This is a genomic window from Priestia sp. FSL W8-0001 (assembly GCF_038050335.1).
Classification (GTDB): Bacteria; Bacillota; Bacilli; order Bacillales; family Bacillaceae_H; genus Priestia; species Priestia flexa.
In genome coordinates, this window is sequence record NZ_JBBPAL010000001.1 from 1,734,925 (window position 1) to 1,750,651 (window position 15,727).

Genomic DNA, 15,727 nt, shown 5'->3' on the forward strand with positions numbered 1-15,727 from the left:
TCATCCATCCCTTATTCATTTATAATGGTATATGAATATGATAACGCTTACTAAAAAGCGAATCAATCAGACAATTTTAAAAAAATATAACAAAATTCATATGAAGAATGATGAGCAGGAGAGGAAGTTAAATGGATAAAGCAATTTTTCCAACACTAACAGAGTTAGATATTAGCCTACCCTTTTATATCTCAAGCGTAGGGTACTGGAAACATCAAGTTCATATCGCACGTGAACACGAGTTTCCAGACTTTCAGTGGATTCAGTGTATGAGTGGGAAGGGGAAGCTTTGTGTGAATAACGAAGCGTATACAATTGAACAGAATGAAGGTTTTTTTCTAACTCCTCATGTTCCGCATGAATATTATCCTTTAAGTGAACAGTGGGAAGTATGTTGGGTTTCGTTTAATGGAGCACAAATCAATGAAACTCTTCGAACATTTGGCTTGCTAAACTCAACAAAGGTTAAGGTAACGTATGCTGAAACGCTTTTGCAAAAGCTAAATGATATGATTACAGCGTTCGAAAGCAAAGGATCATCAAGTAGCTTAAAGGCTTCTGAGTTAATTTATAGCTTTTTACTTCATTTACAAAATGACTGCTTGCTGTCTGAAAGAAAAACGAGACATGAGCACCACGCGCAGCTTCAGCCTGCCATTGATTATATTGAAGGTTCGTATGCTAGTGTTGTAACCCTAGATGCTATTGCTCACTCTTTAAACGTAACGCCTCAGTATACGTGCCTTTTATTTCAGCAAGCTTTTGGTTTAAGACCAATCGAATACGTTACGCGAGTGCGCATTCAAAAAGCGAAGGAGCTCTTAATTAAACATAGCCAAATGTCTGTCTCAGAAGTTGCAGCATTTGTTGGATATGAAAATGTCAGCTATTTTATTAAGCAGTTTAAGAAATATGAAAAATTAACCCCTAAGGCATTTCGTAAACTGTATTTATCATCATAAACTTAAAAAGGAGTCGAGCGATGAATCTTGCTATAATAGAAACAGAGCGGTTAATTTTAAGAAAGATGAAAGCGTCTGATGATCAAGCGCTGTTTCAAATATTTAATGATCCAAAAGCGATGAAATTCTATCTTCATACAAAAAGCATGGATGAAACCAAGCTGTGGATTCAATCTGTCCAAAATCACGATATGTCCTACGGCTTTAGTTTGTGGACCGTAGAAAAAAAAGGGGGAAAACAAATTATCGGGCAGTGTGGCTTGTTGTTGCAAAAGGTTGATGGCACCATAGAAGTAGAGTTAGGGTATTTATTTCTTCAAGATTTTTGGGGGAAAGGCTATGCAACCGAAGCGGCTCAAAGTTGTATTAACCACGGGTTTCAAAACCTTGGGTTAACGAGGATTACAGCTTTAATTGATCCAGAGCATCACGCATCGCGAAAAGTAGTGGTAAAAATAGGAATGAAAAAAGAAAAGCAGATTATAAAGTGGGATAAACCTATTGATGTTTATTCAATTCAAGCTGGAGGGGTGTCAGTTGACTAATATTGTAGAATTAACAAATATTTCACTTATACGCGAAAACAAATTGCTGCTAAACGATATATCGTGGGAAATCAATCAAAACGAGCATTGGTGTTTACTAGGCTTAAATGGCTGTGGCAAAACAACGCTCTTAAACGTTATAAATGGATACATATGGCCAACTAAAGGAGAAGCAACGATTTTAAATCATACGTTTGGTGCAACTAATTTGCCAGAAATGCGCAAAGAAATTGGCTGGGTCAGTTCGTCGTTACAACAGCGATTTCCTGAGGATGAAACGGCAATCACGATTGTTTTAAGCGGTAAGTTTGCTTCAATTGGATTGTATGAAAGCGTAACTCAAGAAGAGATAAAACGTGCAAACCAACTGCTCAAGCAGCTTAAGTGCCAGCACTTTGCAAATCAACTATATCGCACCTTATCTCAAGGTGAGCGTCAACGAGTGTTAATTGCACGCGCATTGATGGCGTCTCCAAAGCTTCTTATTCTAGATGAGCCGTGTACAGGTTTAGACCTTTTAGCTAAAGAGCAATTACTATTGTTAATCCAGCAGATTGCGATAGAACCAGATGGTCCAACTCTTATTTATGTGACGCATCATGTAGAGGAAATCTTATCCTGCTTTACCCATACTATGCTAATGAAAGAAGGACGAGTGTTTTCGGCTGGCAAAACAGCTGATTTGTTAACGGAGGGTCGGCTTTCTGCGTTCTTTGAACAGGAAGTATTAGTTCAAAAAATAAAAGACCGTACATGGCTATCGCTAAAAGAAAAAGTTACCTATTGAAAATATGGAATTTTCAAATGAAAAACTTCTCCATTAGTTGGAGAAGTTTTTTTAAGCCTTTGCTTGATAATGAGAAAGAGCTAATAATGGAAAAAGGTCATTATAGCTGTGATAGTTAATATAAAATTGCCCGGGAAGTCCTATACCGGTCGGATAGTTCCGTTGCTGTATAGTTTGTTCTGAGCGATTAAGTAAAAAGGAAACACCATCTATTATTTCTTGGTTTGTTTTTGGACAGACGCTTAGTAGTGCATCTATAGCCCAAGCGGTTTGAGAAGGTGTACTAAACGATAATGGTATATAGCGCTTGTATTTCGCACTAGAGCATGATTCTCCCCAGCCGCCATCTGAACGCTGGATGCTCTTAAGCCAGTTAATTGCTTTTACAATCTGCTTATCGTGTTTTGAAACACCTACTGCTAAAAGGCCCGTAACGGCTGCCCATGTACCGTATATATAGCAAACTCCCCATCGACCATACCAGCTGCCATTCTCTTCTTGATTGTCAAATAACCAATCAACGGCTGCTTGAATTTTTGGGTGATTTTTGTTCATGCCTCCAAATGACCCAAGGCATTCTAGTACTCGGCCCGTTAAATCCGCAGTTGCGGGATCTGTAGCCGCATCTTCCGCATTTTCAAGGGGGAGATACGTAAACAATGTGCTATCAGTGTTTTTTTCAAAGGCAGCGAACCCACCGTCTCGATTTTGCATCGATAACAGCCAGTTGATTCCTTTTTGCCACGAATGGAAATAGGAAGGATCGTCTGAGGCTCGACTTGTTAGTGCACGAATTGCAGCTGAAGTATCATCTAAATCAGGGTTGATGGTGTTGTTATGTGAAAATCCCCATCCACCTGGTTGAATACCTGGGTTGTGAACACGCCAATCTCCAAAGCGAGAATGTTGTTTTTGCTGTAAATAGGAAGTCGCTTTTCTTATCATGGGGTCTTTCCAAGATAGGCCAGCTTCTTGAAGTGCATAAGTTAAAAGAGCTGTATCCCATACGGTTGACGTAGAATTTTCAATATGTGTATAAGTGGAGCATTCACTAGCTAATCCGCAAATTCCCTCAACGGCCCGTTGAACAATTGGAGAATTACGCTTATATCCAAGCGCTAAAAGAGCGTAAATCATAAAAAATGTAGCACTAGCGTAACTGTATAGCGTCCCATCATCTTCTAATCGATCGAGCATGTAGCGCTCAGCAGCTTGATACCCAAGTCGATGAATATAAGATGGAAGGGATGTCAAATGTTTCACTTGCTTAAGAAATGGTGATGCTCGAACATTTCGTTGCATATCCAGTTCCTCTGACCTTGTGAGTAAATGGCTGAGAGAAGGGGTATGCTTAGATGTCACTGAAAATTTTTTATTGGCAACGATCATCATTGGAATAAAATGAATGCGTGCATAAGCGCTTAAATTATAAAAGCTAAGTGGAGCGTTAGGCGGAACGACTAGAAACGAAAGCGGTAAATAAAATAACGAAGGCCAGTCGTACAATCCGTTTGCTGCGAGCATCCATTTTGTCATAAAATGAGCCTTTGATAGCGCATTGGTTTCAATGAGGTAAGCTTCTGCTTTTCGAAGAACGCGATCTTCGCGCGTATAGAAGCCAGAATATAAAAGGGCTGCGTAGGCTTGAAGAGTCGCAGAGGGGTTTGGCTTTTCATCATCGTGTAAAGTCCAAACGCCATCTTTGTTTTGTTTTGAAACAATTCGTTTTGTAAGCTTTTCAACAAGCTTCTGGTTTGGGTGTTCGATGCTTCGCAATAGCATGATTAGGAAAGAATCAGTCATAACGCCACCTTCAAAGCAATACTGAAATGAACCATCAGCTGACTGTCTGCCTTGAATTTTTTGTATATAATAATGGATTTCTTTTGCTGTTTTTTCTTGTAGCATGAGTCATCACCTCAAATTAATATTTACTAATTCCAAACCCTCACTATTTAACCTTATTCCATTTGGACGTCTTGTATGAGGGTTGAAAGTTGCAAAGCAATGTTCATTTCCTGCAAAATAATAGTAGATTAAATGAGGTGAAAAGGAATGAAAGAAATAAAGGTAGAGATTATCCAGGGAAGAGGATCTTATTATAACCTTGGTATGCTACAAGGGTTACTGCATAAGGGCACAAAGCTTGAAGAGAATCATTTGAAAAGAAGAAAGCGATCGATTCGAAGCTATGAGGCTAATCAACGTCAGGCTAAAACGTATTATGATTTGTTTGCACCAGGCTTGTGGAGTGAGTTAGAAGGATTGAGTGAAGGGCTAGAATGGTCGCTTGAAGATATTGTTCATGAATACAGTGGCTATCAACAAAACTGGGATAAAACAGGGTGTTCTGCTCTTATGCAAAACGGAGTGTATGTGCGTAACTATGACTATCACCCTAAAACATATGAAGGAAGGTTTTTACTCTTTCAACCCGACCAAGGCTTTGCTAGCGTAGGATTTGGAACTAGAATGATTGGTCGTATGGATGGTATGAACGAAAAAGGCCTTGTAGTCGGCTACCATTTTGTCAATCGTCGCAGGCAGACAGGTGGCTTCATTTGCTGCACGTTAGCTCGTTTTATTTTGGAATCATGCGAAACAACGGAAGAAGCGATAGCTGTTTTAGAGAGAGCACCCCACAGGCATGCATTTAACTATTCACTTTATGATCGAAGTGGGAATGCAGCTGTTGTGGAGGCATCAGGTAGAGGAGTGCGCGTATTGAGAGGAGCTACGATGGCTTGTACAAATCATTTTCATGAATTAGTCGAAGAGAATCGTCATTACCTCGTTGAATCAACAGAGCGTTTAGAGAATATTCGGAACCAGATTGACCAAGCGCTATCCATACGAGATTCGTATCAAGTTTTTAATGATCCAGCCTACGGAGTCTTTAAAGAAGACTATAAAAATTCAGCTGGAACGTTGCATACGGTTGCATATGAACCTCATACGCTGCAAGTAGCAGTTGGAATTGGTCGGTCAGCTGAGCCTTTCACCTTTTCATTTAAAGAATGGATAGAAGGTAAACCTTTGGATAAATCATATTTGAAAGGGATTATTCATACAACAGAGGAATTTCCATTTGAAGAAACCAAGCACTAATGATTTTTTATTAAATTTTGTTAACAACTTTGTCTGACAAGTTGTCAAAAACTTTGGTAAATGATAACGTTGTTGTTAGCTAAAATTATATATAGAAAGAAAGTGATGTTTTGTACTATTCATCAAGGCCAAGAGGCGTACACTTATTTATTCCGGGCCTACTGTTTGTACTGACAATTGTTTTATTTACAATGGTGCAAGTAGGATTTTATTTAGAATCAGGAATTATTCGAAAAATTTGGGTCATCCTAATGGCGTTACTCCCAGTAGCTGGACTTATTACAGCGATTAAAGGAAAGCGTGGGAGCGTGAAGCCCTGGTTAATTCTTGGAAATTTAGTGCTTGTGTTAACTGTAACGGTGATGAGCGTTCAAGCTGTTTTCTCATAAGTTTTTACATAGGAAAGAGACTGAGACATAAGTAGTTCAGCCTCTACTATACCTGAACGATTGAGAGTTCATAACTTTTAATCGTTCAGGTTTTTTGCTGATTGTGAAAACAATGTTGGAAACAGGGTGGAATGGAGCGTAGGACACTCGACTCCTGCGGGAAAGAGAGGGAAAACTGAGATCCCGCAGCGCAATGGAACGAACGTGTTGAGACAAACCAAAGAGATGGGAACAGCTCAGCTAGTGTTCGTCTTTTAGAAGCACTCATTTTGTTATGTCCCAAACTCTTTTTATTGTTTTATTAAATTAAAATAGTTTTTGTTTCTGCATAGACAGCTTCACCAGCAATTGAAATGCACAAATCACGAGAGTTTTCCACTTTAACATACACCAATCCATCCTTCTCTATTTCCAACCCTTGTTCAACAAGTAGATTCATGCTGCTGAAGGCTGAGTCGTGAACATAGGTTGCGTAGTAAGCGCCCATCACGCCTGAAGCAGTTCCTGTTACCGGGTCTTCTACTATCCCTGAATAAGGAGAAGAGAAGTGGCGCCCGTGCATATGTGCATCTTTATGAACGGTTTCAAAGCAAAAAGGATGAATAGAAGCTCTCGGAAAATCTGTTAGTAGTTGCGGGAATCTTTCCGATAAAGGCTGTATTTTTTGACAAGCAGTCAGCGATTTTAATGGCACAATTAAAGTCCAACTTCCCGTGCTTCCGTAAACAATGGGTAAATCTGAAGAAAAGTCATGTACTGTAATTCCAAGAGCACTTGCTAATTCATCTTTTGAGCCATTAAAAGGGTGAAAGCTAGGCTTTGCTTGATTCATTGTAATGAGTACCTGGTCGTTATCTTCTATTTTAATTGGTAAAATGCCAGCTTTGGTTTCAATCGTTAGTTTTTTTGAGAGCATGTTATTCGTATAGAGTGCATAAAGCGACGCAATGGTGGCATGTCCACATAAATCAACTTCCTGTCCAGGAGTAAAGTAGCGGATATGTAATTCTGCGGATGAAGATGGTAAAATAAAAGCTGTTTCACTAAATTTTGCTTTTGTTGCAATGAGCTGCATCTCATGATCTGTTAGTGAGTCAGCTTTAAAAACAACTCCTGCAGGGTTTCCCTTATGTGGTTTTCTACTAAACGCATCGTATTGATTAACTTTAATTTGTTTCATATAGTCACCTTCCTTTCTCTAGCATATCATAGTTTAATTGACTTCGAAGGCAGTAGATAAAGCAGTAGCTCGAATTTTCATTATACAAAAAATGGATTTCGGAGAGCTGTTTTATGTTACCATATGGATGATATAGTATGAAGGGGGACGCGAAAGCATGAAAAACGTAGTAGCTGCGCTTAGCATGGGAATGGGCTCAGTGGGAGTCGGGAAATTTGCAGCAAGCCATGTTTACAAGCAATAAAATCTTTAGTCAAGCCCTGTTTGCGGTCAATGGTGTATCAACAAGGTTATTATATACAGATTTAAGGATGCAAAAGGCTGGTCGCTTTTTAGAACAAGAAAATAAGTTTAAAAATAAAAAAGAAGCCGAAGTTTATCGTGACCTCATTAAAGAGCGCTATCAAACGGTTAAAGATTATTACCAAAACGAGTATGAGCGAAAAGATCAGGTTCGTAAGCAAACAAAGGAAGCAATCGATAAACGAATTAAAGAATAAAGTGGTGAAGCACCATCTTCATCAACTAATGACTAATAGAGAATAAAGGAATGTTAATAAATGAGTACATATATCGTTATCGGAGCAGGAATATTAGGAGCATCAACTGCTTATCATTTAGCCAAATCAGGAGCGGATGTAACGGTTGTAGACAAAAAGCATGATGGACAAGCAACAGATGCAGCTGCAGGAATTGTATGCCCATGGCTGTCACAGCGTCGTAATAAAGCTTGGTACCGTTTAGCTAAGTACGGTGCAAAATATTATCAAGACTTAATTGCAAGCTTAGAAGCGGATGGAGAAACAAATACAGGCTATAAAAAGGTTGGAGCGATCAGTATTCATACAGATGAAAATAAACTTGATAAAATGCAAGAGCGGGCTTACAAGCGACGTGAAGATGCGCCTGAAATTGGTGATATCAGTCGCTTGCTAGAAGATAAAACTCAACGGGAGTTTCCCTTTTTACAAAATGGCTTTCAATCTGTTCACATTAGCGGAGCTGCTCGCGTTAATGGAAGAGCATTGTGTGAAGCTCTGCTTGCAGGGGCCAAAAAACATGGAGCAAAACTCATTCATGATGAAGCTAAACTTCTATATAAAGGTAAAAAAATAAGAGGAGTTCTTACAAGTTCAGCTACTATTGAAGCAGATTATGTTATCGTTACGGCGGGAGCTTGGGCAAGAGAGCTATTTGAACCGATTGGGATTGATTTACAAGTTACGTATCAAAAAGCCCAAATTATGCATTTGCAGCTTGACGAAGAAGACACCGGTTCTTTACCTGTTGTGATGCCACCCAATGACCAATATATTCTCGCTTTTGAACAAGGTAAGATTGTAATTGGGGCAACACATGAAAACGACACGGGCTTTGATTACCGGGTAACAGCTGGTGGGGTTTATGAAGTGCTTAATAAAGCATTAGAGATAGCACCTGGATTAGCCGACGGAGCAATAGATGAAATTCGCGTAGGATTCAGACCGTTTACGCCAGGGTTCTTACCAATTATCGGGGCGGTTCCGTCACATTCAAACGTCTTTTTAGCAAATGGACTTGGAGCATCAGGTTTAACAGTAGGACCTTATTTAGGATCACAGCTTGCTAAGCTTGCGCTCGGACAAGAAATTGAGCTACCTCTTGAAGACTATTCTGTAGAAGATGCAATTCAAGCCAATAAATATATGTTCTAAATAATCATTAAGATGATACATCAGCGGATTAGACGTAATACAGTGATAAAAACTCTCCATTTTTATCTCTTATCCTAAAAAAATAAGAAAAGATAATGGAGTGGTGAAGAATGGATTGCTGTTTGCGTACAGCTCTCTCTTTACTAAAAAGATGTGTTCAATATAGCATGCAGAACACATCTTTTTACTTAGTCAACTGCTGATGGGACGAGATCTTCTTTTTGAATACTTGGTACACTTTTTGGTTCGTAGCGAAGATCATTTGTTGAAAATAGCATAATGCTTACTGTACTTCCCTTTGCATAAGCGCGAATAAGGAGCGGTTGGTCATAGTTGTTTCGAAAATTGAAGTCAGGACCGTACCAGCTTACAGTGGCATCTCTTCCCGGTGGAACATAGTGAACCGTTTTGCTATGTGAAAATCGCTGAGTTACTTCCAATCCCGCACGATCAACGGCGTTAAACAAGGTTGAGGAAACTTGACAAATGCCACCCCCAATTCCTTCTGAAAATTCACCACGCACGATAATTTTAGCAGGAAGATAGCCTTTTTCTTTTGTTCGTTGCCCCACAGTACGATTAAACGAAAACGTTTCTCCAGGAAAAATAACTTGATTATTAATGGCTTCTGTAGCTAAAGAAATGTTGTGTGAGCGGTTTTTATTATGCGTATTAAAATAAGTATAATAATGACTAATTTGCTTGGACCGTACGGATGCTAACAGTTCGCTGTCCACTTTAGGATAAATAGCCACCTTTGGAATCTTAATGGATGGTTGTGAATGATTATAAAAGGTTCTGTAAAACTCTTCTTTAAATAATACGCTGTTAAGCTGTGAGCCAGGCTGCTCAGAAATGATGTTGCCCGCACGATCAAGCTTTGCATTAACAGGTGGTTTATACACAATAGGCTGAATTTTTTTCAATAGCATGTCGTATTTATCATCATCAATAAGTGGAACGCCTGGAATATCACTTTGAATATCTGCACGATTAATGGTTGTAATTGGTTTATTGTCATCGGTTAATAACAAATGGTCTGATACCGCAGTTGGATGAGCAACCAACATAAGACCTAACATCCAAGTTAGTTTCATACGCATTTCCCTCCCGATGTTAGTATAAGGAAGCATAACAATTTCATGTAACCGAATAAAGGTTTCTTTTAGTTATTAAGTGCCAATTATAAAATAAATAAACTGTCGTATATTAATAAAGCTAAAATGTACATGAAAGAGGTTTATGTATGAACAAATATTTCATTATTTTATTGTTTATAAGTCTTATTACGCCGACTCAAGCAAGTGCAAAAGCAAAAAATCATCCTTTAACTTATTATGGCGCAGTACAAAAAGGTAAAATTATACCATGGAAAGAAGCCCAACATTTACTTCTTAAAGGCAAGAAATTTACGGTAATTGATATGGATACAGGTTTATCCTTTAACGTGCAGCGGCGAGCGGGAAACAAGCATGCAGATGTACAACCGTTAACAAGAACCGATACAGCCGTTATGAAATACATCTATGACAATCATTGGAGCTGGAATAGAAAAGCAGTTCTGATTCCTGTAAAAGGACAGCTTATAGCTGCATCGATGAATGGTATGCCACACGGGGCCGGGGCGCTAGATAACGGATTTCCAGGACATTTTTGCATTCATTTTTTAGGCAGCACTACTCATAAACGAAATCATGCTGACCCAGATCATCAAATGATGGTGTTAAAAGCCGGAGATAATCTTGAGAAATTTGTTTCTACAGCTACACCAGAACAACTCATTCAGCTTTTCTTAATTGGAGTTAAACAAAGAGATGATATACTGTTGAAAGCAGCGGTAGGTAAAAAACAGCTAGAAAAAGTCTATTCAAAAGTGGAAAAGATTGAAGCATTACATTACAAACAAGAAGAAATTCAATCAGTGATAGAAACACAGCCCTTAATCGTAAAGGGAGCAGTAAATGTTTCAACTATTGCAGTTGAGAGAGGTGAAGGTCAAAGAAGCTTAACAGTGAGCTTTAAATTAGAAAAACCTTCAACCAGTGGTACTTGGAAGATTAAAGAGGTAAGTTTTAACTAGCTAACAAAAAGCTGCTTGTATGAGGCAGTTTTTTATAAAATAACAGGATCACTGTTTAAAATGCTATACACGCGATAATGAGTAATTTATACTAATAGTGAGTTTATCGACTTATTTTTAAAAATTAGAAAGAGGTTTTTATCGTGGTGAAAGCGGGTTTATTTGGACATTATACCTTTGTAGGAGTTTTATTTGGCTGTATTTCTGGGCTCTTTATTGAAGGGGTTGTATACGAAGAAATGGCAGTTTTACCGCTCGGTCTATTCAGTGGGTTGTTAGTGGGTAGCTGCGTCGATTTATATCGGTGGTGGAAAACGCCTGTAAAATAAAAAATCGTCAACATAAACTGAATTGTAGCAGTTGTCACAATCGGTATTTTGAAAATAAGTAATGGAAAAGAAAATATGTTATAATGCTCTTAACAGTAACAGTTAAGGGTGATGACAATGGAAATTGGTCAGCGTATTAGAGAGTTAAGAGGAAAAAAAGGAATGTCTTTAACCGAACTTGCTACACGAGCTGGGGTAGCTAAATCTTATATTTCATCGGTAGAGCGTGGCATTCAGCTTAATCCTTCAATTCAGTTTTTAACAAAAGTGTCGAATGTATTAAATGTTAATGTTGAGACGCTTATCAATGGTACCAGTGATAAAGATGAATCACAGTTAGACGCAGAATGGGTAGAGCTTGCAAAAGAAGCGGCACATTCCGGAGTTAGTAAAGAACAATTTAAGCAGTTTTTAGAGTTTCAAAAGTGGCAGCGCACTAATCAATAAGCTGCTTAAAAAATAAATGAGATGGTGTTTAAATTCAGAAAATAACGAAAGATTATTGACAATAAAATGTTAAAGTGATAAGATTCACATGTGTTCTTTATAAAGAACACATGTGTTTTTTGCTCTTATTTACTTGTTTATGAGGTACATGAGCAGTTATGAAACAAAAGCATATAAAGGAGGATTAAAATGAAAAAAGAATGGAATACGCCAACGGTTGAAGTGTTAGAAGTCAAAATGACATTAAAAGGTTGGGAAGACAAGCCATCAAAAGATTCTTCCAACAATGACCTAGACAGCTAATAACAGCTAGATGGCCTTGTTACGTTGTTCGCAAGGTCATCTTCTGGTTTTTTATAAACCACAGCATGTAGTGATCCTGGGAAATAGATAAACTTTGTTTACATCTAAACTATCAGCGTCAAGGTTACTTCAGTCATTTCTTTTCTATTTTTAACCATCATGCAAAGATCTATCAGCCTAAGTACTACATAGCCCTCGTTGAAAAGAAGCTGTACCGTATGCTTCGCTTTTCATATCACTCGTGGGTTGAACAAACAGGTCCTGAGTTGGTTGGGCCTACAACATCTCTAATTCCAGTTATCATTCATATTGAAAAAATGATGCAAGAAGGAATCCTGTTGTCAATTATGAAAGAACCGAACACCCACTAAGCATAAATGATAAAAAATAAAAAACATTATATTGACATGTTCTTTATAAAGAACAATATTCTTGTTGAACATGCATAATAAGGGTGGTTAGCATGAAGAGTGAGAATATACAAACCTTTCAAAGAGGTAAAAGTGACAAAGAAATTAATTTAAAGGAATATTATGATGTGTTAAAGAAAAGAGTCTGGGTCATTCTAATCATTACGGCTATTACTACAATGATTGGCGTTATCTACAGCGGCTTAAATAGCTCCCCTCTTTATCAAACATCAACACGAATTATTATTAATACAGATAGTGAATACATGAAAACGTTAATGGTCATGATTAAAGATCCTATCATGATGCAAAAAGTAAAAGAAGAGTTAAGGCTACAAAAATCTCCAGAGTCGATTGCGAATCAAATACAAGTTACAAGGATTGACGAATCTCAAGTTGTGAGCATCTCAGTTGTTGACTCGACTCCACAAAGGGCAGTAAGTATTGCGGATACAACGGCTCGCGTTTTTAAAAATGAAATTGCTTCCATCTTAAAATTTAAAGATGTACAGCTATTATCCGGTGCAAAAGAAAACCCTTATCCCATCAATGAATCCCAAAGTCGTACAATTATTTTTACCTTTTTGTTTGGATTAGTAGTTGGTGTGGGTTTGGCATTCTTATTGGACTCTTTAGATGTAACGCTACGAAAGCATAGTGAGATTGAAGATATTCTCGGTGTTCCAGTTCTCGGCGTAATCTCAAGTATGAATAAGAAAAATTTATCTATTAATAAAAAACGAGCGAAAGAAATGGAAGTAAGGAGAGAAGCTGCTGATGCTAAGTAAAAAAAGTCAATCATCCGCTTTTAAAAAACAAAGTCTAATTGCTTACTCAAATCCAAACTCTTTAATTTCAGATCAGTTTCGAACAATTAGAACCAATATTCAATTTTTAATGAAAGAGAAAAAGAACTACTTGCTGTTAATTACATCTGCAGAGCAAGGAACTGGAAAATCAATGATTGCAGCGAATCTAGCGACTTCTATTGCTCAAAAGCAAAGAGTGTTATTAATTGATGCCAATCTCCGCTCTCCGTTCATCCATACAATTTTTAAGCTGTCTAATAAAGTTGGGCTTACAGATGTACTAGAAAGAACCGCTGATTTAGTAGAGGCTATATATCAGCCCGCCATCGGTCAGCTTGAAATTTTAACGAGCGGTAAACCATCTTATAATCCAGCAGAGCTTTTGGGAAGCGACACAATGATTCGACTTATGCAAATTATTGTTAATCGCTACGATGTAGTGATTATTGACTCACCGTCCGTATTAGATTTTACGGAAACAAGGTTAATGGCTAACCGGTGTCATGGGGTTGTACTTGTACTTAAGCAGGGAAAGATCAAACCTCAGCAATTGATTGAAGCGAAAAATATTTTAGATTTAGCGCATGCAAAGCTAGTAGGAACGATTATTAATGAAAAATAAGTATACAAATGTTCTTTATAAAGAACGAGGTGATGTCTACTTACCTGTATCAATGGAGACACTCGACCGTGCTGTGGGTTACAAAACCTTAGACGCTAGTCGTCAAAAGTGTGGTGTGAGGATAGGTTAGATGCCTATTTAGTTTAAATAAAGTTTTTATGTATGAAGTATAGTGTGAACTTTATACATAAGAACTTTATTATATTAATTCCAGAAAGAAAGGGATCAATTCATGACGCACAGACAGAGATTATCACTATTTATCGTCATCGATTCATGTATTGTTTTCATGACAATCTTCATTAGTAGATTTCTTGTTAATAGTGACTTTCATATAGTAACTGCTGAAATATGGATGAGTTCACTAGTATTGCTGCTTGGGCACCATCTGTTCGCTATTAAATTGGGCTTATATTATAAATCATGGGAGTATGCAAGCGTAGGGGAGCTCGTTATCATTTTAAAAGCTGTTTCTTACTCAGTTATGCTGGCCGGTGTGTTTCAACAAGTGATTATACAGACCGTTCATGTTCGACTTTTATTAATAACGTGGCTTTTGCATCTTTTGCTTATTGGGGGGTCACGATTTGTGTGGCGTGTTTATTTAGATTCTTTAAATAAAGAAAAGCAAAAGAAAAAACGAACACTAATTGTAGGCGCAGGCTCTGCCGGCACCATGGTTGTGCGACAGCTAGTAAAAAACAAACAAAGTGAGCTTTATCCTGTTGCGTTTATTGATGATAACGTAAGCAAGCAACACCTTGATATTTTAGGTGTAAGAGTTGTAGGAGGCTTGGACAGCATTGATTGGGTCGTTAGTGATTTAAAAATTGACAATATCATAATTGCAATTCCTTCTTTAACAAAAAAGCAGTTACATCGCATATCAAAAGCTTGTGTTAAAACACGAGTGAAAACTCAGACACTTCCAATGCTTGAAGATTTGGTAACTGGGAAAGTATCAGTCAATCAATTTCAAGATGTGAAGATAGAGAGCTTGTTGGGAAGAGAGCCTGTAGATATGGACATGCAAAGCGTGGCCAAGTACGTAACAAATAAAACGGTTCTCATTACGGGAGCTGGTGGATCCATTGGTTCTGAAATCGCTAGACAAATTACAGGGTTTGCGCCTAAGCAATTAATCTTATTGGGACACGGAGAAAACAGTATTTATTCGATTAGCGTAGAGCTAAAAGAACAATTCTCCACTACGAAAACGCTTTTTATAACAGAAATTGCAGATATTCAAGATGCTGAAAAAATGATGCGTGTGATGAAACACTATGCTCCTGACGTCGTGTATCATGCCGCCGCTCATAAACATGTTCCACTTATGGAACATAATCCAGAGGAAGCTGTAAAAAACAATGTTATTGGCACGATAAACGTAGCAAGAGCTGCCAGTGATAATCACGTGAACACATTTGTCATGATTTCATCAGATAAAGCCGTAAATCCGACAAGCGTTATGGGAGCAACAAAAAAACTAGCTGAATCCATTGTTCAATATATGAATGAACAGAGTGCAACAACATTTGTAGCCGTCCGCTTTGGAAACGTGCTTGGAAGCAGAGGGAGTGTTATTCCTCTTTTTAAGAAGCAAATTGAAGCAGGAGGACCTGTGACCGTTACAGATCCAGAAATGGTTCGCTATTTTATGACGATTCCAGAAGCGTCTCGACTTGTTATTCAAGCTGGAGCATTAGCAAAAGGTGGCGAAGTATTTGTTTTAGATATGGGAAAGCCTGTGAGAATTGTTGATTTAGCTAAAAATTTAATTACCTTATCTGGTTATAGTTTGGATGATATTGACATTGCATACACGGGAATTCGTCCAGGAGAAAAACTATTTGAAGAATTATTGACAAAAGAAGAAGTTCATGAGGAACAGGTTTATCCAAAAATTTACGTAGGCAAAACATCTTCGCCTTATTTTCAAGAGATTGAGAGATTACTTGCAACATCTCATGAATTAAATAAGCATGAACTGCGCAGCGAGTTAATTTATTTAGCAAATAAGAAGGTAGATAAGACATTATCTGTATCAAGTTAATATTACTGT

The 15,727-nt window shown here is 37.9% G+C and carries 18 protein-coding genes; 15 read left to right on the forward strand and 3 right to left on the reverse strand.

Going from position 1 to position 15,727, the window contains the following annotated elements:
- The first annotated feature begins 131 nt into the window (after window positions 1–131).
- The 3 genes from MKZ18_RS09145 to MKZ18_RS09155 are packed head-to-tail and all read left to right on the forward strand — an operon-like array spanning window position 132 to window position 2,294.
- Window positions 132–962, forward strand: a complete 831-nt coding sequence (locus MKZ18_RS09145; protein WP_225001625.1) for an AraC family transcriptional regulator — start codon at window positions 132–134, stop codon at window positions 960–962.
- Between the two features lie 20 nt (window positions 963–982).
- A complete protein-coding gene (locus MKZ18_RS09150; RefSeq protein ID WP_025910518.1) occupies window positions 983–1,507 on the forward strand; it encodes a GNAT family N-acetyltransferase in 525 nt (174 codons plus the stop codon).
- 1 nt (window position 1,508) lies between these two features.
- Entirely contained in the window at window positions 1,509–2,294 is a 786-nt protein-coding gene (locus tag MKZ18_RS09155; protein WP_163070652.1) for an ABC transporter ATP-binding protein, read from the forward strand.
- Window positions 2,295–2,345: 51 nt separating this feature from the next.
- Here MKZ18_RS09155 and MKZ18_RS09160 read toward each other — a convergent pair whose 3' ends face one another.
- Entirely contained in the window at window positions 2,346–4,202 is a 1,857-nt protein-coding gene (locus MKZ18_RS09160) for a terpene cyclase/mutase family protein (protein ID WP_062686487.1), read from the reverse strand.
- Between the two features lie 147 nt (window positions 4,203–4,349).
- Between MKZ18_RS09160 and MKZ18_RS09165 the strand changes: the two genes are divergently transcribed.
- Window positions 4,350–5,402: a C45 family autoproteolytic acyltransferase/hydolase gene (locus MKZ18_RS09165; protein WP_163070636.1), complete on the forward strand. Its 1,053-nt coding sequence runs from the start codon at window positions 4,350–4,352 to the stop codon at window positions 5,400–5,402.
- A gap of 110 nt (window positions 5,403–5,512) precedes the next feature.
- Window positions 5,513–5,791 (forward strand): hypothetical protein, encoded by a 279-nt coding sequence (locus MKZ18_RS09170; RefSeq protein WP_224840177.1) that lies wholly within the window; start codon window positions 5,513–5,515, stop codon window positions 5,789–5,791.
- A 301-nt stretch (window positions 5,792–6,092) separates the two neighbouring features.
- Here MKZ18_RS09170 and MKZ18_RS09175 read toward each other — a convergent pair whose 3' ends face one another.
- Window positions 6,093–6,971, reverse strand: coding sequence for a PhzF family phenazine biosynthesis protein (locus MKZ18_RS09175; RefSeq protein ID WP_163070635.1), 879 nt, complete (start codon window positions 6,969–6,971; stop codon window positions 6,093–6,095).
- A gap of 215 nt (window positions 6,972–7,186) precedes the next feature.
- On the opposite strand from MKZ18_RS09175, the gene MKZ18_RS09180 reads away from it, so the two are divergent.
- Together MKZ18_RS09180 and MKZ18_RS09185 are read left to right on the forward strand one after the other, a co-directional pair.
- A complete protein-coding gene (locus MKZ18_RS09180) occupies window positions 7,187–7,471 on the forward strand; it encodes a hypothetical protein (RefSeq protein WP_139109149.1) in 285 nt (94 codons plus the stop codon).
- A gap of 60 nt (window positions 7,472–7,531) precedes the next feature.
- Entirely contained in the window at window positions 7,532–8,665 is a 1,134-nt protein-coding gene (locus MKZ18_RS09185; RefSeq protein ID WP_025910509.1) for an NAD(P)/FAD-dependent oxidoreductase, read from the forward strand.
- Window positions 8,666–8,853: 188 nt separating this feature from the next.
- On the opposite strand, the gene MKZ18_RS09190 is transcribed toward MKZ18_RS09185, so the two are convergent.
- Window positions 8,854–9,762: a VanW family protein gene (locus tag MKZ18_RS09190; protein ID WP_076513166.1), complete on the reverse strand. Its 909-nt coding sequence runs from the start codon at window positions 9,760–9,762 to the stop codon at window positions 8,854–8,856.
- A 149-nt stretch (window positions 9,763–9,911) separates the two neighbouring features.
- Here MKZ18_RS09190 and MKZ18_RS09195 point away from each other — a divergent pair, with 149 nt between their 5' ends.
- From MKZ18_RS09195 to MKZ18_RS09230, 8 genes are all read left to right on the forward strand, one after another.
- Complete coding sequence (locus tag MKZ18_RS09195) at window positions 9,912–10,745, forward strand: hypothetical protein (RefSeq protein ID WP_076513168.1); 834 nt, start codon at window positions 9,912–9,914, stop codon at window positions 10,743–10,745.
- A gap of 143 nt (window positions 10,746–10,888) precedes the next feature.
- Entirely contained in the window at window positions 10,889–11,074 is a 186-nt protein-coding gene (locus MKZ18_RS09200; protein ID WP_062954473.1) for a hypothetical protein, read from the forward strand.
- Between the two features lie 117 nt (window positions 11,075–11,191).
- Window positions 11,192–11,521 (forward strand): helix-turn-helix domain-containing protein, encoded by a 330-nt coding sequence (locus tag MKZ18_RS09205; RefSeq protein WP_062954471.1) that lies wholly within the window; start codon window positions 11,192–11,194, stop codon window positions 11,519–11,521.
- A 189-nt stretch (window positions 11,522–11,710) separates the two neighbouring features.
- Entirely contained in the window at window positions 11,711–11,824 is a 114-nt protein-coding gene (locus MKZ18_RS09210; RefSeq protein WP_119543706.1) for a paeninodin family lasso peptide, read from the forward strand.
- Window positions 11,825–12,042: 218 nt separating this feature from the next.
- Window positions 12,043–12,195 (forward strand): hypothetical protein, encoded by a 153-nt coding sequence (locus MKZ18_RS09215; protein WP_156413438.1) that lies wholly within the window; start codon window positions 12,043–12,045, stop codon window positions 12,193–12,195.
- A 92-nt stretch (window positions 12,196–12,287) separates the two neighbouring features.
- Window positions 12,288–13,022 carry a YveK family protein gene (locus MKZ18_RS09220; RefSeq protein ID WP_340842559.1) on the forward strand — a complete coding sequence of 245 codons (735 nt, stop codon included), beginning with the start codon at window positions 12,288–12,290 and terminating at the stop codon, window positions 13,020–13,022.
- Window positions 13,012–13,665, forward strand: coding sequence for a CpsD/CapB family tyrosine-protein kinase (locus MKZ18_RS09225; protein WP_064484033.1), 654 nt, complete (start codon window positions 13,012–13,014; stop codon window positions 13,663–13,665). The genes MKZ18_RS09220 and MKZ18_RS09225 overlap by 11 nt, the downstream gene beginning before the upstream one ends.
- A 232-nt stretch (window positions 13,666–13,897) precedes the next feature.
- The gene (locus tag MKZ18_RS09230) at window positions 13,898–15,718 is read left to right on the forward strand and encodes a polysaccharide biosynthesis protein (RefSeq protein ID WP_340842558.1); all 1,821 of its coding nucleotides are present in this window, start codon (window positions 13,898–13,900) and stop codon (window positions 15,716–15,718) included.
- The last annotated feature ends 9 nt before the right edge of the window (window positions 15,719–15,727 follow it).